Below are 20,006 nucleotides of genomic sequence, written 5' to 3' on the forward strand. Positions count from 1 at the left end.
TCAGAAATTCCATGGCGGTTTCCATGCTGATGTACCGATCGATCACCGAGGCGCAGATGATGCCCCGCCTCATCAGGCTCGGTCCCAACCTGTACGGCGCGTGCTTCACGCTGATGAAGCTGCTGCCCGCCCACTACATACTCGGCCGCGCCGTCCGGCGCGGCGACCTGGACGACGACACCGTGGTCGTGGAGACCACGTCGGGGACCTTCGGCCTCGCGCTGGCCATGGAGACCGCCTTGCTGGGGCGCCGGCTCGTGCTGGTCAGCGACCCGGCCATCGACGCAAACCTGCACCGCCGGCTCACCGACCTGGGCGCGGTCGTCGAGATCTGCCCCGAGCCCGCGCCGGTCGGCGGATTCCAGGAGGCACGGCTGCGCCGGCTCGCCGAGATCCGGGCCGAACTGCCCCTGACCTTCTGCCCCGAGCAGTACAGCAACCCCGACAACCCCCGCTCCTACGGCATGGTGGCGGAGATGATCACCCACACCCTGGGCACGGTGGACTGCCTGGTCGGACCCGTGGGTTCGGGGGGCTCGATGTGCGGCACCGCGGGCGGACTGCGCGAGTCCACCCCGCACACGCTCGCCATCGGCGTGGACACGCACCGCAGCGTGCTCTTCGGCCAGCAGGACGGCCCGCGCGCGCTGCGCGGTCTGGGCAACAGCCTGTGGCCCGCCAACCTCGACCACGCCACCTTCGACGAAGTCCATTGGTGCTCGCCCGCCGAGGTGTACGCCTCCACGCGCAAGCTGCATGCCACCCACGCCCTCTTCCAGGGGCCGACCAGCGGCGCGGCCTGTCTCGTCGCCCAGTGGTGGGCCGCGCGGAACCCGGACGCGCTCTGCGTGGTGATGCTCCCCGACGAGGGCTACCGGTACCAGGCGACCGTGTACGACGACGCCTGGCTCGCCGATCACGGCCACCTGCTCCCCGACCCGCCCGCCGAACCGGCCGTGGTGGACTCCCCGGCCGAGGCGGGCGACGACTGGACCCGTATCACCTGGGGACGACGCCGCTACGAGGACGTGCCCGGCACCGTACCGAGGACCGAGGACCCGCTGCCCGAGCGGGTGCCGTCATGACCGGCACCGGCCGGCTCGCCCGCACCCTCGGCCCCCGCACCCGCCGCGTCGTCTACGGCGAGCCGGGGCCGGACGACGTCCGCCGCGAGCTGGGCCACACCTCCACCGTGGACCTGGCGCACGTGGTCATGCTGACCGAGTGCGGGCTCCTGCCCGCGGACGCCGCCGCCGCGCTGCTGCGGGAGATCACCCGGCTCCGCGCCGACGGCTTCTTGGAGCTGCACGGCAAGGAGGCACCGCGCGGCCTCTACTTGATGTACGAGGGCCACCTGGTGGCCGTGCTCGGCGCCAAGGCGGGCGGCAAGCTGCACACCGGCCGTTCCCGCAACGACATCAAGGCCACCATCACCGCCATGCGCCTGCGCGCGGAACTGCTGGACCTGACCGGCGAGATACTGCGCCTGCAGGCGGTGCTGCTGTCCCGGGCCCGCGCCCACCAGGACGCGGTGATGCCGGTCTACACCCACTACCAGCCCGCCATGCCGGTCAGTTACGGCTACTACCTGGCAGGGATCGCCACCGCGCTGGACCGGGACATCATCGCGCTGCGCCACACCGTGGACGAACTGGACCGCTGCCCGCTGGGCGCCGGCGCCGTGTCCGGCACCGACCTGCCCATCGACACGGCCCGCACCGCCGCCTTGCTCGGCTTCGCCGAACCGCCGCTGCACGCCATGGACGCGGTCGCCTCCCGCGACACCCTGCTGCGTGCCCTGGCCGCGGCGGCCGGCGCGGGGCTCACCCTCAGCAGGCTCGCCACCGACCTCCAGCTCTGGAGCACGCAGGAGTTCGACTTCGTCCGGTTCCCCGAGCGGCTGGTGGGCGGCAGCTCCGCCATGCCCCAGAAGCGCAACGCCTTCCTGCTGGAACACGTCAAGGCCAAGGCCGCGGCTGCCGTCGGCGCCTGGACGGCGTCCGCGTCGGCGATCAAGTCGACGCCGTTCACCAACTCCATCGAGGTCGGCACCGAGGCGGTGGCCGGGGCGTGGGCCGCGCTGGCCACCGTTCGCGACTCGGTGCTCCTCGCCCAGGTCCTCGTCTCCGGAGCACGTCCGCAGCCCGAACGGATGCGGCAGCGGGCCAGGGACGGATTCGTGACCGCGACGGTCATCGCCAACCGGCTCGTGGTGCAGGGGGTGCCGTTCCGCACCGCGCACCACGCCGTGGGCGCCGCCGTGCGCGAGGCGGTAGAGGCGGGCGAACGCGAACTGACGAAGATCACCCTGCCGGACGGCGCGTCCGCCGGCGTCAGCACCGAAGTGTCCTCGCTCGCGGAGGTGGTCGCGGCCCACACCCGCGGCGGCGGCCCCGGCACCTGCGGCACCACGGTGCGCACCCTGCGCGGAACTCTCTCCGGGCACGGAGCGTGGCTGGAGAGCCACCGAACGCGGCTCGCCCGGGCGGAGGCCGCCCTCGACGCCGCCGTCGAAGAGGTCGCGACCGGAGGGCGTACGGGAACAGGAGACGCGGGATGAGCGCGACACAGCCGTGGCTGGCCTTCCTGGAGAGCAACACCACAGGCACCGGACGCGAGTTCTGCGTCATGGCCCGGGCGCGTGGTCTGCGGCCGGTGCTGCTCACCCGTGACCCCGACCGTTATCCGTACGTGGCCGAGCTGGGCATCGACACGGTGGTCCTCGACACCGGCGACGAGGCAGCCGTGCTCGACGCCTGCTCCGCCCTCGCCGACGGCACCGGACCGGCCGGAGTCGCCTCCAGCTCCGAGTACTTCGTGGCGACCGCCGCCCGCGTCGCCGCCAGGCTCGGTCTGCCCGCGGCCGACCCGGACGCCGTCGCACGGTGCCGCGCCAAGGACGCGCAGCGTGCCCTGCTGGCCGCGGCCGGCGTGCCGGTGCCCCCGTTCGTACCCGTCTCCTCTCCACAGGAGGCGGTCCATGCCGCCGGTACGATCGGCCACCCGGTGGTGCTCAAACCGGTCAGCGGTTCCGGATCCGCGGGGGTACGGCTGTGCCGTAGCCGTGCCGAGACCGCGGAATGGGCCCGCACGCTGCTTCAGCGGACAACGGACGAGCGGGGCGCCCCGACACCGGGCCGGATCCTTGTCGAAAAGGCGGTGGACGGCCCCGAGTTCTCGGTGGAGACGTTCGACGACACCGTCGTCGCCGTCGTCGCCAAACACACGGGCGCGACGCCGTACTTCGTCGAGACGGGCCACGACGTGCCCGCGCCCGTGCCGTCCGGCGATGCCGCCGCCCTGGGCAGGACAGCACTGAGGGCACTGGCCGCGCTCGGCCTCGGCTGGGGGGCGGCCCACACCGAACTGCGCTGGTCCGAGGCGGGACCGGTGGTCATCGAGGTCAATCCGAGACTGGCCGGCGGCATGATCCCGGTCGCGGTGGCCTCCGCGACCGGCACGGACCTCGTGGACGCCGTCGTCGCGCGCGCCGCGGGACAGGACCCGCCGTCCCCCGGCCGCGGGGCCGGACACGCAGCCGTCCGTTTCGTCATGGCGGCCGGCGAGGGACTCGTCGTCCGCGTCGAGGGGACGGCGGCCGCGAGCGCGGCCCCGGGCGTCGTGGTGGCCCAGGCCACGGCGGCCGTCGGGCGGCAGGTGCGGATCACGCACTCGTTCCAGGACCGCCTGGGCTGCGTCGTCGCCACCGGCGCGGACACCGGGGAAGCGGGCCGACGGGCGGAGAGCGCCGCCCGATTGATCAGATTCGAGCTGGTGGAACCGGCAGTGCCGGCAGCGCCGGCCGGACCGGAAGAAGGAGCCAGGGGCAGATGAGCGAGCACCACATTCAGCACACGTTCACGACGATCCCGCGGTGGACGCTGCCGGCGGTCGCCGAGCACGGTACGGGGGAGTGCCGGACACAGCTGTCCACCAGGGTGACGGACGAGCTACGCCGGATCGCCGCCGAGACGGCAGGGGGGCTGCCGGCGGTGCTCTTCGCCGCCCACGCCCGGGTCCTCGCCACCGTGACCGCCGAGCCGGACCTGCTCATCGGCCGGGCCGCGGGCCGGGGCACGGCGCCGCTGCGCATGACCGTCACCGACGGCACGTGGACCGAGATGACCGCCCGTGCCGCCGACGCGCTGAACGCCGACCATCACGCGGAGGCTCGGCCGGAGGTGGTCCTCGACCTGTCCGCGATCGAAGAGGCGGACGGAACGCCCCATGACGGAGGCGGGGAACTCGGCGAGGGCGTCGTCCTGCGCGTGGTCTTCCTTCCCGGCGGCGACGGACTCGGGCTGCGCGTCCTGCACGACCGGGCCGCGTTCAATGCGGAATACGCGCAGCGGCTCGCGGGATATCACGTAACGGCTCTCGAACTGCTCGCGGCGGACCCGGGGCGAAACCACCACACGCAGAGCCTGCTGTCCCCGCAGGAGGTGGAGACCCAGCTGTACGGTCTGGCCGGGCCGCGCGAGGAACCCGGCGAGCGCACCTTCGTCGACCTCTTCGAGGAGAAGGCGCGCGAGGTGCCCGACGCCGTCGCGGCCGTACACCGCGACACCCGCTGGAGTTACCGCGAGCTGGACGAACGCGCCAACCGGGTGGCCCGCGCGCTCCTGGACGCCGGAGCGCGGCGCGAGGACGTGGTGGCCGTCGTCATGGACCGCACCCTCGACTGGATCGCCGCCGCCCTCGGAGTGTTCAAGGCCGGCTGTGTCTACCTCCCGGTACGCCCGGACTTCCCCGCCGACCGGGTGGCCGCCCAGTTCGCCCGCAGTGCCTGCGCGTTCGCGCTCATCGAAGAGGGCAGCGAGCAACTGGTACGGGACACCTTCGCCCAACTGGCCGACCCGCCGGGCATCCTGTCGGTGCCCCGGATCCAGGCTTCGGGCGCCTCCGCCGCACCGCCCGGGGTTCCGCTCGAACCCGGCCAGGCCGCGTACATCTACTTCACGTCCGGATCCACCGGAGCCCCCAAGGGGGCGCTGTGCGAGCACGCGGGCCTGCTCAACCACCTGCACATGAAGATCGACGACATGCAGATGACCGGCGGCGCGGCGGAGGTGGTGACACAGACCGCCTCGCAGTGCTTCGACATCTCCCTGTGGCAGTTCGCGGCTCCCCTCCTGGTCGGCGGCAGCGTACGCATCGTCGACACCGAAGTGCAGCTCGACGTCGCCGCGTTCGCCGACGAACTCGTCAAGGGGCAGGTCACCGTCGCGCAAATCGTGCCCTCGTACCTGGAAGTGCTGCTCACCCACCTCGAGCAGCACCCCCGCGACCTCGGCGTGCTGCGCACCCTGTCGGTCACCGGCGAGGCGCTCAAGTACGAACTGGTGCAGCGGTGGTTCGCTGCGCACCCGGACATCAAGCTGGTCAACGCCTACGGCGCCACCGAGGTGTCCGACGACACCATGCACGAGGTCCTCGACCGGGTGCCCGACCGCGACTTCGTGACCGTCGGGAGGTCTCTGCGCAACGTCAACACCTACGTGCTGGACGAGAACCTGGCTCTCGCCCCGCTGGGCTCGCCCGGGGAGATCGCCTTCTCCGGGGTGTGCGTGGGCCGCGGGTACATCAACGACGAGGAGCGCACCCGGCAGGCTTTCCTGCCCGACCCGTTCCGCCCGGACACCCGCATGTACCGCACCGGCGACTTCGGCCGCTGGCTGCCCGAGGGACGCATCGAGTTCCTGGGGCGCCGCGACGAGCAGGTCAAGATCCGTGGATTCCGCATCGAGATCGGCGAGATCGAGAACAAGCTGCTGACCATGGCGGGGGTGCGCGAGGCGGCGGTCGTCATCGACGGTGGATCCGGCGAACTGCGCAACCTCGTCGCGTTCTTCAGCGGTGACGACGAACTGACGCCCGAGCGCCTGCGGGACTTCCTCGCCGGGCTGCTCCCCGACTACATGGTGCCCGCCTACATCCACCAACTGGAACGACTGCCGCTCACCGAGAACGGCAAGGTCGACAAGAAGGCGCTGGGCCGGCTGGCCGGCACCCTCGGCCACGCCGACGCACCCTACGCCGCGCCCAGCACCCCCGCGGAACGGCGGCTGGCGATGCTGTGGGCCGAGGTGCTGGGGGTACCGCTGGAGCGAATAGGCCGGGCCGACAACTTCTTCGAGCTGGGAGGGACCTCACTGGCCGCCGTACGGCTGCTGGTCCACCTGGACCGGGCACTGTCGCTGAAGGACCTGGTGGCCAACCCCGTGCTCAGTGATCTCGCCCAGGCCCTCGACGGGCAGGGCGGCGGCACCCACAGCGGTCTGCTGCAGCCGCTGTCCCAGGTACGCGACCCGCACCACACCCTGGTGTGCTTCCCCTACGCGGGCGGCAACGCCGTCAACTTCCGCTCCCTGGCCGCGGAACTGTCGCGGGACGGCATCGCGGTGCTGGGCGTCGAACTGCCGGGCCACGACTTCGCCGGCGCGGACGAGCCGCTCGCCGACGTCGACGACGTCGCCCGCCGGGTACGGGACGAGATCCTCCGGCAGGTCCGCACGCCGGTGCTGGTCTGGGGACACTGCGCCGGGGCCGCTGCCGCGCTGGAGACCGTCCGCTTGCTGGAGGCCGAACGGCGGCCCGTGGAACGGGTGTTCATCGGTGCGTTGCTGCTGGAGGACACCGGGGCGCTGCGCGCGGAGATGGCCGGGGTGACGGCCGCGGACAACCAGGCTCTGCTGTCCCGGTTGCGAGCCGAGAATGCGTACGTCGAACTGGACGACCTCAAGCCGGAGCGGGCCGACGTGGTCGGGCGGGCCTACCGTCACGACGTCCTGACCGCCAACAGCCACCTGATCGCGATCCGTGAGAACGCGCAGGCCCACCACGTCGACGCCCCGCTCGACATCGTCCTCGCCCTCGACGACCCCTCCACCGCGCGTTCGGCGCGGGGAGACGAGGAGTGGAAAGCCGTGTCCGACCGCGTCACCCTGCACGAACTCGACCAGGGCGGCCACTACTTCGTCAGCACCCGGTCGGCACAGACCGCCCTGCTGGTGCGGGCGGCCTGCGCGGCCCCGGAGCAGCGGGGCCGGGAGGAATCCATCAAGTGACGACGAGCCAACCGGCACTGACGCCCGATGCGGACTACCGCCGCGTCGCCGCCACCGGGGTCAGCGCGGCCTTCGGCACCTTCGGAGAGCTGCTGCAGGGCGTGCTGCCCGAGGAGGACGGGGACTTCCTGGTCACGCTGCCGGTCGCCCGCTGGGCCATGGCAAGGTTCGAACTCGTGCCGGACTCGGCGGCGTTGCAGGTATGGCCGGCGCACAAGAGGAAGGCGTTGTGGCTCACTTCGATGATCATGGAGGATGCGCGGCGATCCGCAGGAGGTGTGCTGAAGATCGACAGCACCATTCCCGAAGGCAAGGGGCTGGCCAGTTCCTCGGCCGACCTGGTGGCCACCGCTCGGGCGGTGGCCAATGCCTTGGACGAGCCGATGCCGCCCCGGCGCATCGAGTCGTACCTTGCGAGGATCGAACCCACCGACGGCGTGCTCTACCCCGCGGTCGTGGCCTTCCACCACCGCAGCGTCCGGCTGCGGGCCCGGCTCGGCTCGCTGCCGTCGATGGCCGTTGTCAGCGTCGACGAGGGCGGCGCGGTGGACACGGTCGACTTCAACAGCATTCCCAAGCCGTTCACCGCGGCGGACAAGCGGGAGTACGCCCGGCTGCTGGAGCGGGTCACGCGCGCGGTGGCCCGGCAGGACCTGGCCGAGGTCGGCCGGGTGGCGACCGCGAGCGCGCGGATGAACCAGGTGCTGCGCCACAAGTGGTCGCTGGACCCACTGATCGACATCTGCCGGGAGGTGGGTGGCCTCGGAGTGGTGGTCGGGCACAGCGGCACCACGCTCGGAATCCTGCTGAACACGGCGGCTCCCCACTGCCCCGGCCAGTTGGCCGTCGCCGCCCAGGCATGTCAGGAGCTGGTCGGAAACGTGACGGTGTACCGCACGCTGAGCTTCCCCTGAGACCGCGCAGCTTTCCGAGGGCACCCGTCTGCCTGAGCACGGTCGGTGAATCCGCCTCGCTGGATCTCGTCCAGCGGGGCGGATCGCCGCGAAGGGCGGGATCAGGGACGGAACGGCTCGCCCATGCCCACCAGGATCTCGCGCTCACCCCGGTAGGGCTCTCGGCTGTGCGCCATACGGACGTTGTCGACGACCATGAGGTCGCCGCGCCGCCACGGCTCGCGGATGGTGTGGGCCTCGTACACCTTGTTGATCAGGTCGACCGTGGCCCGGTCCAGGGGCGTTCCGTCGCCGTAGAACGTGTTGAACGGTAACCCCTCGGGGCCGAACTCGCCCACCAGGAAAGCGCGTACCTCGGGGGCCATGGTCCACTCGCTGAGAAACGCGATCTGGTTGAACCAGCACCGCTCACCGGTGACGGGGTGCGGGACCACGGCCGGGCGGGTCTGAACCGTGCGCAGCCCGCCGTCCGCCCCCCAGCTCGGTTCGATGCCGTGCTGGGCGCAGTAGCGCTCCACCTCGGCGCGGTCGTCGGTGCCGAACGCGTCCTGCCAGGAGGTGCCGACGTACGGGTTGTAGTGCCGGGTCAGTCTCCAGCCGTGGCGCTCGAAGCGCTCCACGAGGTCGTTCGGCAGGTCGCGCAGCACCGCGCGGCTGTCCGCGACCGCTGTGACCCCGGCGCTCGTCGGCGGTGTCAGACAGGCGAAGGCCATCGTCCGCGGCGCCTCGGAGGCGTAACTGAGCTCATGGTGCATGCACATCGGCTGGTCGGCCGGCCAGTGCGAGGACGAGTACACGCCGGGTCCGTACGTGTCCCGCGGGGCGAACCCCTCGCGTTCGGTCATGCCGTCGCCGACGACCGCCCGGATCGCGGCGACAGCCGTCTCCCGGGTGTCCAGGACCAGGCCGCGGACGAGGACGGCTCCGTGCTCGTCCGCCGCGGATCGTATCGCGTCGAGGTGTTCGCCTATCCAGTCGGCGGCGTGCGGCGGCGCCGACGAGGCGTCCAGGAGCGCAAGGGGGCCGGGGCGGTGGTCGGTCATGAGTGCTGGCCTTTCCAGATCAGGGGTTCGGCCCGGCCGTCCGTGGGATCGGGAGGACACCAAGGGCACCGGACAGGGCTTTCACGGGCGTGCGATGGTGGGGGCTCGGAGAGACCGGCCACCCGGTGCCAGGCCACGACTCGGCCGGTCCTGGCGAATCACTCCGTGCCAGGAAGCTGGTGAGGAAGGGGCATGACTCCTGCCGACCGGAGCCGGTCCGGGTCGGCGCGTCCAAGAGCACCACGCCCACGGAGATCAGGATAGCCAACCGGGCGACGGCGCGCAGGCCTTGGCGGAGCCGGTACCCCCAGGCGACGGTGGAGCGGTCCACGCCGAACCAGCAGGCCGGCACGGAGCGGGTGGCCCCGTGACGGACGTGGGCGAGGGTGGTCGGCAGCCGGTCGACGAACACCGGCCGGTGCCGCGCACCGGGCTCGCTGACAGTCGGCGAGCGAGGCTGATGACGCTGGACCGCACGCCGGGTACCACGCGTCGCACCCTGGCCGACGCGAAAGCGAGGCGCCTGGCGGGCAAAGGCCCAGCTCAGGCGCCGTTTTTCGCGTTCTTAGAAGAAGCCCAGCTTCTTCGGCGAGTACGAGACGAGGAGGTTCTTCGTCTGCTGGTAATGGTCGAGCATCATCTTGTGCGTCTCGCGGCCGATGCCCGACTTCTTGTAGCCGCCGAAGGCCGCGTGGGCCGGGTAGGCGTGATAGCAGTTGGTCCACACGCGGCCCGCCTTGATCTCGCGGCCCAGGCGGTACGCCGTGTTGCCGTCACGGGTCCAGACGCCCGCGCCCAGGCCGTACAGCGTGTCGTTGGCGATTTTCAGGGCCTCGTCGACCGAGTCGTAGGTGGTGACCGAGACGACCGGGCCGAAGATCTCCTCCTGGAAGATCCGCATGTCGTTGGTGCCGCGGAAGATGGTCGGCTCGATGTAGTAGCCGCCCTCGAGCCCCGGCACGGCGCGCGGGTTGCCGCCCGTGACCAGTTCGGCGCCCTCCTGCTTGCCGATCTCGAGGTAGGACAGGATCTTCTCGTACTGGTCGTTGCTGGCCTGGGCGCCGATCATGGTGGCCGGGTCCAGCGGGTCGCCGCCCACGATGGCCCGGGTGCGTTCGACGCACCGGGCCATGAACTCGTCGTAGATGGAGGAGTGCACCAGGGCCCGGGACGGGCACGTGCACACCTCGCCCTGGTTGAGAGCGAACATCACGAAGCCCTCGACGGCCTTGTCCAGGAAGTCGTCGTCGGCCGCCATGACGTCGGGCAGGAAGATGTTCGGGCTCTTGCCGCCCAGCTCCAGCGTCACGGGGATGAGGTTCTCGCTCGCGTACTGCATGATCAGACGCCCGGTCGTCGTCTCGCCGGTGAACGCCACCTTCGCCACGCGAGGACTGGAGGCCAGGGGCTTGCCCGCTTCCACGCCGAACCCGTTGACGACGTTGAGCACGCCCGCCGGCAGCAGATCGGCGATCAGATCGATGACGTAGAGGAGGCTGACCGGCGTCTGCTCGGCCGGCTTGATCACCACGCAGTTGCCGGCCGCCAGCGCGGGTGCCAGCTTCCAGGCGGCCATGAGGATCGGGAAGTTCCACGGGATGATCTGCCCGACCACGCCCAGTGGTTCGTGGAAGTGGTACGCGACGGTGTCGGCGTCGATCTCCGCGATGCTGCCCTCCTGGGCGCGGACGACTCCGGCGAAGTACCGGAAGTGGTCCACGGCCAGCGGGATGTCGGCGGCCAGGGTCTCGCGGACCGGCTTGCCGTTGTCCCAGGTCTCGGCGACCGCGATCTTCTCCAGGTGCTGCTCGATGCGATCGGCGATCTTGTTGAGGACGCCCGCGCGTTCCGCGGTGGACGTACGGCCCCAGCGGCCGGCCGCCCGGTGCGCGGCGTCCAGGGCCAGGTCGACGTCGGCCGCGGACGAGCGGGCGACCTCGCAGAAGGACTTGCCGGTCACGGGGCTCGGGTTCTCGAAATAGCGGCCCTCGACGGGGGCGGCCCAGTCTCCGTCGATGAAGTTGTCGTAGCGGCGGGCGAAGGTGACGATGCTGCCGTCGGTTCCGGGCTGCGCGTACACCATGGCGGCTCTCCTCGGTGAGATGACGGGCGAGTGACGGTTCACGCCGTCGTGACGCCCTCACTGTGCTGCCGGGAGGTTGGCGCAAGGTTGGTGCCGGACCGTGGCCGTCAGTCACGCCCTGGCCGTCAGTCGCGCCAGGCCGTGGTCAGCCGGCCCGCGGCGATCGCCCGGCGGGCGTCGTCCGGGCCGAGCAGACGGAGAGCGTGCTCGTGGATCTCCGCGTCGTACGGGGCCCGTTCGCCGTAACGCAGGGCGTGTTCCGGGCGGGTGCTCGCCAGTACGGCCTCGCGGACGGCCACTTCGAGACGGGTGCGCCACTCCTCGATGCCCGGTGCCTCGGAACGGGGGAGCAGGGGGCCGCCGTAGAGGCGCAGGGCGGTGTCGGTGTCGCCCTGCTCAAGAGCGGTCAGAACGTCCGCCGCGTCGCAGGACACCGGGACCGTCAGCGCGTAGCGGCGGGCGGCGATGCCGCCGTCCAGGGCGCGGCGCAGGTGGGAGATCTCCGCCTTGAAGGTGGACGCGGTGACCGGCCGGTCGCCGTACAGGGCGGCGCGCAGCCGGTCCGGCGGGAAGCCGCCGGGCGTGAGCGCGAGCAGGGTGAGGATCTCCAGCTGGCGCGGGCGCAGGGCCATTCGACGTCCCTCCCGCTCAGCCTGTTCGGTGCCCAGGCACGCCAGCCGCACCGGGCCCGGACGAGGCTGTTCCGTGGCCAGTCGGGCCTCGATCGTGGAGACCAGCGTGCGTACGGTGGACATGGCCAGCGGGTGCGAGCGGTCCCAGGTGGTCGACAGGTCGAGGACGCCGAGGACACGGCCGTCCGGGCCGTGCACGGGGGCGCAGTAGCAGACCCAGCCGTGCAGGGCCGACACCAGGTGCTCGGCCGAGAACACCGAGCTGGGGCGGCCGGTGCGCAGGGCGAGGGACAGCGCGTTGGTGCCCATGGCCTGCTCGTCCCACCGGCCGCCCGGTGCGAAGTTGACGCGCTCGGCCCGGCGGCGCATGGCCGGGCCGCCGCAGGTCCACAGGATGGTGCCGGACTCGTCGGTGACCGCCGTGACGAACCCGGCGTCCTCGGCGATGCTGCGCAGTTCCCCGGCCAGGCCGGAGACCGGCCGGTACAGCGGCGAGGACGTCCAGCGCTGGTGCACCGGGCCGCCGTCGGTGGCCGGGGCGCTGTCCCGCCCGGGGTCCACACTGCTCAGCGAACGCGCCCAGGACTCGGTCACCTCGTGGCGCAACGCCGCGCTGCCGCCCGGCCGCGCGCCCGCGACGCTCAGCCGCGGCACCCAGCGGGACCACTCGTGCTCCAGCACGGCCCTGCGCTGCCGGAGGTCAGGTGACATGGCCTCTCCCTGCCGTCGTCCCGGGAGGACCGGCTCCGGGCACGGGCCGGGCACGGGCCGGTCCTCGGCCTGAGGTCAGTGTTACCGGACGCACGGGGCCGGGGTCGAGGAAACCGTCAGAGCCGGAAGCCGCCGTTCCGCGGGAACGGCCGGGGAGCGACCCCGTGGCCGGATCGAAGCGGCTCGGGGACCGGCCGGCCCACAGCGGCCCTGCTCTGGACTCGGGGTCCGCGTGCCGCCGTACGGGTGACGGGTTCACTCGACCCGACGGACGGAGCCAAGCACGCGTACCAGCGCCGGGCCGTGCCGCGTTGCCCTGGCATGGACAGCAGTGAGACGGCGCGGCGTCCTCTCGGGACCGACGCCGCGCCCCGGTCGTACGCCGAACTCACCAGCGGATACGGCGGGCATCCGCCCCTCTGCGCGCCGCTCGTCGCCGAGTGGCGGGCCCGGGGCCGAGTCGTCCCGGAACACCGTGACGGCCAGTGGGTCTCCTTCGCCGCCCCGTCCGCGAGCGAGACCTGGGCCGCCCTCACCACCTGGACCGCCGGCGGGCAGCCGGGAGCGGCCACTTCCGACGGCCTCCGCCTCACCAGCAGTCGGCCGCCGCGTGCTCCGCGCTGACCGGGGCCAGCACCGCGAGCGTGCCGGTGGCCTCCCGCAAGGCCGACTCGAGCGCGCCGGGGGTGTGCAGGGTGCCGGTTCCGTCCGGCGGGACGAGCCACTCCAGGCGTCCGGCGGGCCGGTACGGCGGCGGCACGGCGACCCAGGAACCGCGCCCGACATGCCGGACGCCGAACCCGACCCACTCGCTCGCCGGATCCGGCGGCAGGAAGAACCCCACTCGGCGTGCGACGCCGTCCACCAGTGTGGGGCCGGGTGCCTTCAGCGGGTCCCGCCACAGGATGTCCAGGGCGAGCAGGCCGAGCCGGTCGGGAACACTGAGCACGTCCCAGTACCGCCCGGCCTCGACGAGTACCGTGCCCATGCCGTGGTCCCACTCCCGTTTGCACTCCTGGGGGTCCGTGGCGGCCGCGGCGAGCCACTCGACGGCTTGCTTCCACATGACGCTCTGCATGGCCACCCCAGGCGCAGTCGGCCGCGCCACGGCGGGCGCACGCTGGACACGGGCCGGTGACCCGTGGGGTTTCGACCCCGCGCGCCGGTCCGGCACCCCCATGCTCGTAGATATTTCTACTCACTGGAAAGGGTGGCGCGGCCTGGCGTTTGCGTCGGCCGTCACCAGCGGGGGAGCTTCAGCCCGTACTCCGGCTGGAGGCGGCGAACACCCGATCGTAGGTCTGGGCGGACTCCGGGGCGCTCCGGGTCCACACCTCCAGGGTGTTCGAGCGTGGCTGCCGGGCGGAGCGCGCGGCGGAGCCGCTGCGGATCGATCACTCGCCATGTCAATACATGGCTGGGAGATCTCACCGGCGCCACACGCTGCCGGTTCGATGCCGGAGAAACGACAACGGCCCCCACCGGGAAGGCCGGTGGGGGCTGTGTGAGCGGGCTTCGAGGTCAGCCGTTGCGCTCGGCGTTCCTCTTCTTGATGCGGGCGGCCTCCTTGCGAACCTCCGCCTGGGTGGCGCGCTCGCGCACCAGCCACTCGGGGCTCTCCTGCTTGAGCGTCTCGATCTGCTCGGTGGTGAGGGGCTCGGTGACACCGCCGCGGGCGAGTCCGGCGATGGAGACGCCGAGCTTCGCCGCTACCACCGGACGGGGGTGCGGACCGGTGCGCCGCAGGTCCTGGAGCCACTGCGGCGGGTTCGCCTGGAGCTCGTCGAGCTCGGCGCGCGAGACGACACCCTCCTGGAACTCTGCGGGGGTGGCCTCGAGGTACACACCCAGCTTCTTCGCCGCGGTCGCGGGCTTCATGGTCTGGGTGCTCTGGTGCGACGTCATGCGGTCCAGGGTATCGAGCACGTGCACGAGCTCCGACCACGGCCGGTAACCTGGCCAGGTGACAGGCTCGGAAGTTCCCTCCTCGTTCCGGCTCGTGTACGCCCCCGGGGTGATGCCCGACAAGTGGGTGCGCGTCTGGAACGAGCGGTATCCCGGTGTCCCGCTGCACCTCGCGCAGGTGCCCGCCGCGGCGGCGGCCGGGCAGCTGCTCGGCGGGGAGGCCGACGCGGGTCTCGTACGGCTGCCCGTGGACCGGACGGTCTTCAGCGCCATCCCCCTCTACACCGAGCAGACGGTCGTCGTCGTACCCAAGGACCACCTGGTGACGGCCGTCGACGAGGTGACTTGCGAGGACCTGGCCGACGACATCGTGCTGCACCCGCTGGACGACGTCCTCGACTGGGAGACACTCCCCGGGCGGCCCGCCTTCGAACGCCCCGCCACCACGGCCGACGCCGTCGAGCTGGTCGCGGCCGGCATCGGCGTCCTGATCGTCCCCCTGTCGCTCGCCCGCCTCCACCACCGCAAGGACCTCACCCACCGTCCCCTCAGGGACGCCCCGTCCTCGAGCGTGGCCCTGGCCTGGCCGGAGGACGCCACGACGGACCGGGTGGAGGACTTCATCGGCATCGTCCGCGGCCGGACGGTCAACAGCACCCGGGGCCGCAGCCAGCCTCCGGCACAGGAGAAGAAGACCGGCGGCACGGGCAAGGACGGGGCCCGGCGGAAGCCGGCGGCAGCCGGGCAGCCGGGCGCGAACCGGCGCGGGGGCGGACCCGGGGGAACGTCCAAGGGCGGCAAGAGGGGCAGGCCCCGACGGCGGTCCTAGGGCCGGTGCAGGTGACGTTTGCCCGTCGAGGAGCGGCGTCCGGTGCGTGCTCTCGCCGTGCCGAGCTCCACGCACCATGCCCCGCTCACCGGCGTTGACAAGCGCTGCCGATTCCCCGCGCCGTGATCCGAACGACAGACCCGAGCGCTCGGAAGGGCACCCGGCTCCCCGCCGCGCGAGCCCCGCTGGCCGACGGCGAGGGGCGCTCGCCTGAGCCCGGCGGGCCCCACCGCCCTTGCATCCGGGCCGGCCCCGGACCGGGGCCGGCCGCCCTCGCTCAGCCCGCCGACGGAGTCGGCTGCGGCTGCCCGAAGGACGGGTTGGGAGCGACGGTCTGGAAATCCTTCAGTTCTTCCGGGACCGGCAGTACCTTGATCGGCGCACCCTGCTGCGGCGGCGGCGGTGTCGTCTGGTCCTGGGGCAGCTTGGCCGGGGCGGTGATCTGGAAGCTGACCTGCTCCTGGTTGATCAGGCCGGTCTTCTCCAGGACCGTGATGTGGTCGAGAACGGTGTCGTTGGTCGTGTCGGCGAGCTCCCGCACCAGGCTGTTCCGGGTGGTGGCCCGGATCTTGGCGATCGTCGGGAAGATGCCCCCGTGCGCGACGCGCATCGTGGTCACGGCCGTGGACTCGAACTCCTTGCCGGTGGCCCCTTCCGCCGTCGCCACGAACTGCTGCTGCTGCGGCGACGCCTCGTTCGGCAGGGTGATGCCCATGTCCGTGGCGATCTTGCGGCAGCCCGCGTCGAGCCGGCCGTGACCCACGAGCAGGTGCTTGGCGACTTCCTGCATCTCCGGCGCCGTGCTCCGCTGCTTGATCAGCTGCGCCATGGGGTACTCCCACAGTCCGGCCGCACGCACGCGGACGACGAAGTCGCGGTCCGCCTCGGTCAGCGGACCCCACTGGGTGTTCGCGATGATGCGGTCCTGGCCGGAAGCCGTGTTCTGCACGCCCAGCATGCTCGGGTAGGCGAGTGCGGTGAGCGTCAGGATCAACGCGCCGCCCACGAACGCGGTTCCTGCCGTGCTGCGCGAGATGCGCATCGTGCCTCCTGGGATATGAACGGCCCAACGCCAGGAAGTACGGATGCCAGGAGCGAAACAATCACCGCTCCCGCAAAAAAGTTCGTAAGTTCGCGCGGGCCGTTCAAGTTCCTGAACGGCCCGCCGCGCGAGGGCGGTTCAGGGCCGGTACGAAGCCGCGCCCGCCGTGCTCACCACCTTGACGCCGTCCGCCCTGCCCAGGAGCCCGGCCTCCACCCACGCGTCCACGGTGGACCGCACCCGGGCCACCAGTGCCCCCTTGTGCGGGAACGGAGCCCCGGCCCAGATCTCGTCCAGGAGTGTGGTGCCGCCGGTCTTCGCCGGGTTGGCGATGCCGGAGTCCAGGCCGCCGAACACGACCTTCGGCTCCGAGCGCCGGAAGTAGGCGTGCGTCGGGTCCTGCGTCCCCTCGAAGAACGGCGCCCACTCGGCCCCGCCCAGCGTGAAGTGCAGCGGCTTGCCCGGCACCGGCGTGAGGGAGTGCCGCAGGTCCCCGGACAACCCGGCGTCGCGGTACAGCCCGACCTTCAGGTACTCCGTGGCGGAGTCGCGGGCGACCAGGTTGACCGGGCCGTGGAACAGGGTCTGCAGGGACGGGTCGTCCAGGGCTTCCTCCACCCGCGTCCGGAACGGCATGACGATGCGGACGGTGTCACCGGCGCGCCAGGTACGGGACACGTCGAAGTAGCTCCCCGGCCTGGGAGTGCCGGACACCGCACGCCCGTTGACGGCCACCCGGAACCCGGCGGTCGCCCACGCCGGCACCCGCAGCCGCAGCGTGAACGAAGCCCGGCCTCCGCCGAAGGTGAGCGTGCTGCCCTGCTCCCTGGGGAAACCGGTGCTCTGCGTGACCGTGACCCCTCGCTCGGCCCAGGTCAGCGTGGACGGGCTGTACAGGTTGACGTACAGGGCGCTGCCGTCGGAGCTGGTGAAGTACACGGACTCCTGGTACTTCGTGGCGCTCTCCATGCCCGTGCCCTCGCAGCAGGTCGTGCCCTGCTTGGGCGTGTAGTCCCGGACATGACCCGGCGTCAGCCCGATGAAGTACGTGACGAGCGGCTTCTCCGAGTCCGGCCGGTCCTGCTTCGAGCCGAGCACCTGGTTGTACAGGGCCCGCTCGTAGTACTCCATGTACTTCGGGTCCTGCTCGTGGAAGAACAGAGTCCGGCTGAGCTTGAGCATGTTGTACGCGCAGCAGGTCTCGGCGGTGGTCGCACCGATCGTGCCCGCGATCACGCCCCGGGCCTTCCAGAACTCCTGGGTGCTGGTGCCGCCGATGCCGTACATGCGGTGCGGTACGACCATGTCCCAGAAGTTCTTGGCCGCCGTGAGGTAGCGCTCCTCGCCCGTCTCGTCGTACAGCCGCACATGGCCGGTGAAGATCGGGATGTGCTGGTTGGCGTGCAGCCCGTCCAGGATGTCGGTGTTCGCGGCACACGCGTCGATCAGCCGGTCCAGGTCGAACAGCTTGGCCAGCGCCAGGTGTTCGGCCTTGCCGGTGAGGGCGTGCAGATCACAGATCGCCTCGACGATGCCGCCGAACTCGCCGCTGGAGAAGATTCCCCACATGCGCTGGAGCGTGGCCTTGGGCAGCTTCGACAGCCGGGAGTACATCCAGTCGCACATGCCGGACGCGAGATCCAGGGCCCGGTCGTCGGCCGTGGCGGAGTACGCGTCGAGCAGACCCCGCAGGATCTTGTGCGCGGTGTAGTACGGCGCCCACACCTTGGTGTAGTCGGACGTCGTCCGCGACTCCAGGTCGATGAACTGCGTCTCCGGGTAGGCCGCGAGGAATCCGGGGTGGCTGGGCGCGCCCCAGGTGCGGCGCAGGGTGGCGTTGAGGTCACGGCCGGAGGCGTCCGCGAAGGAACCGCCGGTGGTCTCGTCGAAGGCGTACGAGGCGAGGTCGCCCCGGCCCGTGGAGGCGTCGGCGGCCCGGCGGGTCTGCAGCTCGGTGATCTCGGCCGCGGTCAGGGCCCGCGAGAAGACGTTGAACTCTTGGCAGGCACCGGAGAAGACCGGGTCGGCGGAGTAGTTCGAGCGGCCGAGCCAGTTGTGCTTCGGCGTGCCGAGGGCCGCGGGGGTGAGGCTCATCGCGGTGTTCCGCGCGACGGCCGTGCCGTCGACGTACAGGGTGCCGGTGCCGCCCGCGATCGTGACCGCCAGGTGGCTCCACCGGTTCAGTGGCAACGGGGCGGTGCCGTCGAGCCCCTGCTCGCCGCCGGCTCCTGACGTGGTGATGGCGAAGCGCGGCACCCCGGCCTGGTTGCGGGCGGCCAGATACAGGTACCGGTGGGTGTCGTCGCCGAATTCGAAGACCCGGGCCCAGTCGGCGTCGTGCGTGGGCCGTACCCAGACGGACAGGGTGACGGCCGACGCGTCGCCCAGCACCGCGGCCGGCACGTCCACGTACTGGTATGAGCCGCGTACCTGGTCGGCGGCGGTCCCGAACCTGCCGGCGACGGTGAGCACCTCGGGAGCTCGCCGCAGCGCCGCTCGCACCTCGGTCAACGCCCCGACCATGGTGCCGATCCGGTCGGCGAAGACCTGCTCTCCGGTGCCGCGGTACGCCTGCGCCAGCATGGTCAGGAAGTGGCCGGTGTAGTGGCCGCGCAGGTTGCCGTTCGCCTCCCCGTCCAGGCCCTCCCAGCCGCCCGGGGCGACCGCGCCACCGGTGCCGAGACCGGCGTTGGCGCGGAACACCTGCAGCAGCCGGTCCACGTCGTAGCCCCTGGCGAGGTCCAGCATCAACCGCCGTTTGTCGGCGAAGACGCCGGGTCCGAGGCTCACGTCCTCCAGGGCGAAGGGCCGTACGGTCCAGGCGGACGGGATGCCGGCGGCGGCAGCGGTGACGGCGGCCACCGCCGCGGCGCGGCCTGACGTGGTCCGGTAGATCGCCGGCGTGGCCGTGGCGACGGCCGCGGCCTGGAGAAGGGCTCGTCTGGAGAGAGGCCGTGCCATGTGTGCTCCTCCACGGGGTCCACGGTGCTCGCCTGTTCGAAATAGCGAACTCTGTGCGAGTGATCGACCAGACCCTAGGGAGGGGGCGGGGGAGCGTCAACGGTTCGGGGGCGGCGAGTTCAGGAAACTCCGGCCGAGGCCACGAGCCAGTCGTATGCGGATCGTGCCGTGAACTCCCGTTGCCCGCCCCGCAGAAGCAGCCCCGCCGTGGCGAACTCCAGGGCGTCGGCGTGGGCCGCGACGTACGGGACTGCGATGCACCGCATACCGGCCGCGTGCGCGGCGGCGGCACCCGGGGGTGCGTCCTCCAGCACCACGCAGTCCTCGGGGCGTGCCCCCAGTCGCCGGGCCGCTTCCAGGAAGACGTCGGGGGCCGGCTTGCCGTGCGGGACCTCGTCGGCCGAGACCGCGGTCCGCAGGCAGGCGTCCAGGCCCGTGCCCGCCAGCACCGCCTCGATGGCCTCGGGCGACGACCCGGAGGCCACCGCCATGGGCACGCCCTCGGCCGCCAGTACCTCGACGAACCGGCGCATCTCGGGGTAGGCGCGCGTGGAAGCGCGGGCGAGTTCGAGATACCGGTCGTTCTTGGCGGTGAACAGCTCCTCGACACCGGCCCGCAGGCCGTACCGCTCCTTCCAGTCCGCGACCGTCTCCCGCGTGGAGATGCCGACGTACCGCTCGTGGTCCGCCCAGGTGAAGTCGGTGACGCCGTGTTCGGCGAGGGTCTGCCGGCCTGCCTCGTAGTAGTTCGGCTCGCTGTCCACGAGCGTTCCGTCCAGATCGAAGATGACCGCCGTGCCGCCGAGGTCGCTCATGGCG

16 protein-coding genes are annotated in these 20,006 nt (G+C 71.8%); 8 read left to right on the forward strand and 8 right to left on the reverse strand.

The genetic code is table 11. From position 1 onward, the window contains the following. The first annotated feature begins 23 nt into the window (after positions 1-23). From IE212_RS25300 to IE212_RS25320, 5 genes are read left to right on the forward strand one after another with little or no spacing between them, the layout of a single operon-like run. Positions 24-1,085: a pyridoxal-phosphate dependent enzyme gene (locus IE212_RS25300; protein ID WP_190200247.1), complete on the forward strand. Its 1,062-nt coding sequence runs from the start codon at positions 24-26 to the stop codon at positions 1,083-1,085. Next, positions 1,082-2,560, forward strand: coding sequence for an argininosuccinate lyase (gene argH / locus IE212_RS25305; protein WP_190200248.1), 1,479 nt, complete (start codon positions 1,082-1,084; stop codon positions 2,558-2,560). The genes IE212_RS25300 and argH overlap by 4 nt, the downstream gene beginning before the upstream one ends. Continuing rightward, complete coding sequence (locus IE212_RS25310) at positions 2,557-3,834, forward strand: ATP-grasp domain-containing protein (RefSeq protein ID WP_190200249.1); 1,278 nt, start codon at positions 2,557-2,559, stop codon at positions 3,832-3,834. Before argH ends, IE212_RS25310 begins: the two co-directional genes overlap by 4 nt. Further along, complete coding sequence (locus IE212_RS25315) at positions 3,831-7,067, forward strand: non-ribosomal peptide synthetase (RefSeq protein WP_190200250.1); 3,237 nt, start codon at positions 3,831-3,833, stop codon at positions 7,065-7,067. The genes IE212_RS25310 and IE212_RS25315 overlap by 4 nt, the downstream gene beginning before the upstream one ends. Further along, complete coding sequence (locus IE212_RS25320; RefSeq protein WP_229864582.1) at positions 7,064-7,981, forward strand: GHMP family kinase ATP-binding protein; 918 nt, start codon at positions 7,064-7,066, stop codon at positions 7,979-7,981. Before IE212_RS25315 ends, IE212_RS25320 begins: the two co-directional genes overlap by 4 nt. Positions 7,982-8,082: 101 nt before the next feature. Here the strand turns inward: IE212_RS25320 and IE212_RS25325 are convergent, their stop codons facing one another. Then, the gene (locus IE212_RS25325; RefSeq protein WP_190200251.1) at positions 8,083-9,024 is read right to left on the reverse strand and encodes a TauD/TfdA family dioxygenase; all 942 of its coding nucleotides are present in this window, start codon (positions 9,022-9,024) and stop codon (positions 8,083-8,085) included. A gap of 179 nt (positions 9,025-9,203) precedes the next feature. Here IE212_RS25325 and IE212_RS25330 point away from each other — a divergent pair, with 179 nt between their 5' ends. Then, positions 9,204-9,395 (forward strand): hypothetical protein, encoded by a 192-nt coding sequence (locus tag IE212_RS25330; protein WP_190200252.1) that lies wholly within the window; start codon positions 9,204-9,206, stop codon positions 9,393-9,395. A gap of 194 nt (positions 9,396-9,589) precedes the next feature. Here the strand turns inward: IE212_RS25330 and adh are convergent, their stop codons facing one another. Both adh and IE212_RS25340 read right to left on the reverse strand, forming a co-directional pair. After that, positions 9,590-11,107: an aldehyde dehydrogenase gene (adh, locus tag IE212_RS25335; protein WP_190200253.1), complete on the reverse strand. Its 1,518-nt coding sequence runs from the start codon at positions 11,105-11,107 to the stop codon at positions 9,590-9,592. A gap of 125 nt (positions 11,108-11,232) precedes the next feature. Next, entirely contained in the window at positions 11,233-12,450 is a 1,218-nt protein-coding gene (locus IE212_RS25340; RefSeq protein ID WP_190200254.1) for a transcriptional regulator, read from the reverse strand. Positions 12,451-12,771: 321 nt separating this feature from the next. Here IE212_RS25340 and IE212_RS25345 point away from each other — a divergent pair, with 321 nt between their 5' ends. Next, on the forward strand, positions 12,772-13,074 hold the full coding sequence (locus IE212_RS25345) for a hypothetical protein (RefSeq protein ID WP_190200255.1): 303 nt from the start codon (positions 12,772-12,774) through the stop codon (positions 13,072-13,074). On the opposite strand, the gene IE212_RS25350 is transcribed toward IE212_RS25345, so the two are convergent. Next, on the reverse strand, positions 13,040-13,528 hold the full coding sequence (locus tag IE212_RS25350) for a hypothetical protein (protein WP_190200256.1): 489 nt from the start codon (positions 13,526-13,528) through the stop codon (positions 13,040-13,042). The genes IE212_RS25345 and IE212_RS25350 overlap by 35 nt on opposite strands. A 443-nt stretch (positions 13,529-13,971) precedes the next feature. After that, positions 13,972-14,355: a DUF5997 family protein gene (locus tag IE212_RS25355; protein ID WP_190200257.1), complete on the reverse strand. Its 384-nt coding sequence runs from the start codon at positions 14,353-14,355 to the stop codon at positions 13,972-13,974. Between the two features lie 58 nt (positions 14,356-14,413). Here IE212_RS25355 and IE212_RS25360 point away from each other — a divergent pair, with 58 nt between their 5' ends. After that, the gene (locus IE212_RS25360) at positions 14,414-15,184 is read left to right on the forward strand and encodes a LysR family transcriptional regulator substrate-binding protein (RefSeq protein ID WP_190200258.1); all 771 of its coding nucleotides are present in this window, start codon (positions 14,414-14,416) and stop codon (positions 15,182-15,184) included. Positions 15,185-15,461: 277 nt separating this feature from the next. Here the strand turns inward: IE212_RS25360 and IE212_RS25365 are convergent, their stop codons facing one another. From IE212_RS25365 to IE212_RS25375, 3 genes are all read right to left on the reverse strand, one after another. Continuing rightward, positions 15,462-16,226, reverse strand: coding sequence for a DUF4142 domain-containing protein (locus IE212_RS25365; RefSeq protein WP_190200259.1), 765 nt, complete (start codon positions 16,224-16,226; stop codon positions 15,462-15,464). 138 nt (positions 16,227-16,364) lie between these two features. Then, positions 16,365-19,187, reverse strand: coding sequence for a beta-L-arabinofuranosidase domain-containing protein (locus IE212_RS25370; RefSeq protein ID WP_190200260.1), 2,823 nt, complete (start codon positions 19,185-19,187; stop codon positions 16,365-16,367). A 119-nt stretch (positions 19,188-19,306) separates the two neighbouring features. After that, on the reverse strand, positions 19,307-20,002 hold the full coding sequence (locus IE212_RS25375; protein WP_190200261.1) for an HAD family hydrolase: 696 nt from the start codon (positions 20,000-20,002) through the stop codon (positions 19,307-19,309). Between the last annotated feature and the right edge of the window lie 4 nt (positions 20,003-20,006).

It is taken from the genome of Streptomyces djakartensis (assembly GCF_014651075.1).
In the GTDB taxonomy this organism is placed as follows: Bacteria; Actinomycetota; Actinomycetes; order Streptomycetales; family Streptomycetaceae; genus Streptomyces; species Streptomyces djakartensis.

Bases quoted from the DNA above. Each gene is read 5' to 3' on its own strand.
- adh (WP_190200253.1), bottom strand. From the start codon at position 11,107: ATGGTGTACGCGCAGCCCGGAACCGACGGCAGCATCGTCACCTTCGCC.
- IE212_RS25325 (WP_190200251.1), bottom strand. From the start codon at position 9,024: ATGACCGACCACCGCCCCGGCCCCCTTGCGCTCCTGGACGCCTCGTCG.
- IE212_RS25370 (WP_190200260.1), bottom strand. From the start codon at position 19,187: ATGGCACGGCCTCTCTCCAGACGAGCCCTTCTCCAGGCCGCGGCCGTC.
- IE212_RS25300 (WP_190200247.1), top strand. From the start codon at position 24: ATGCTGATGTACCGATCGATCACCGAGGCGCAGATGATGCCCCGCCTC.
- IE212_RS25375 (WP_190200261.1), bottom strand. From the start codon at position 20,002: ATGAGCGACCTCGGCGGCACGGCGGTCATCTTCGATCTGGACGGAACG.
- IE212_RS25345 (WP_190200255.1), top strand. From the start codon at position 12,772: ATGGACAGCAGTGAGACGGCGCGGCGTCCTCTCGGGACCGACGCCGCG.
- IE212_RS25340 (WP_190200254.1), bottom strand. From the start codon at position 12,450: ATGTCACCTGACCTCCGGCAGCGCAGGGCCGTGCTGGAGCACGAGTGG.
- IE212_RS25310 (WP_190200249.1), top strand. From the start codon at position 2,557: ATGAGCGCGACACAGCCGTGGCTGGCCTTCCTGGAGAGCAACACCACA.
- IE212_RS25355 (WP_190200257.1), bottom strand. From the start codon at position 14,355: ATGACGTCGCACCAGAGCACCCAGACCATGAAGCCCGCGACCGCGGCG.
- IE212_RS25365 (WP_190200259.1), bottom strand. From the start codon at position 16,226: ATGCGCATCTCGCGCAGCACGGCAGGAACCGCGTTCGTGGGCGGCGCG.
- argH (WP_190200248.1), top strand. From the start codon at position 1,082: ATGACCGGCACCGGCCGGCTCGCCCGCACCCTCGGCCCCCGCACCCGC.
- IE212_RS25350 (WP_190200256.1), bottom strand. From the start codon at position 13,528: ATGCAGAGCGTCATGTGGAAGCAAGCCGTCGAGTGGCTCGCCGCGGCC.
- IE212_RS25315 (WP_190200250.1), top strand. From the start codon at position 3,831: ATGAGCGAGCACCACATTCAGCACACGTTCACGACGATCCCGCGGTGG.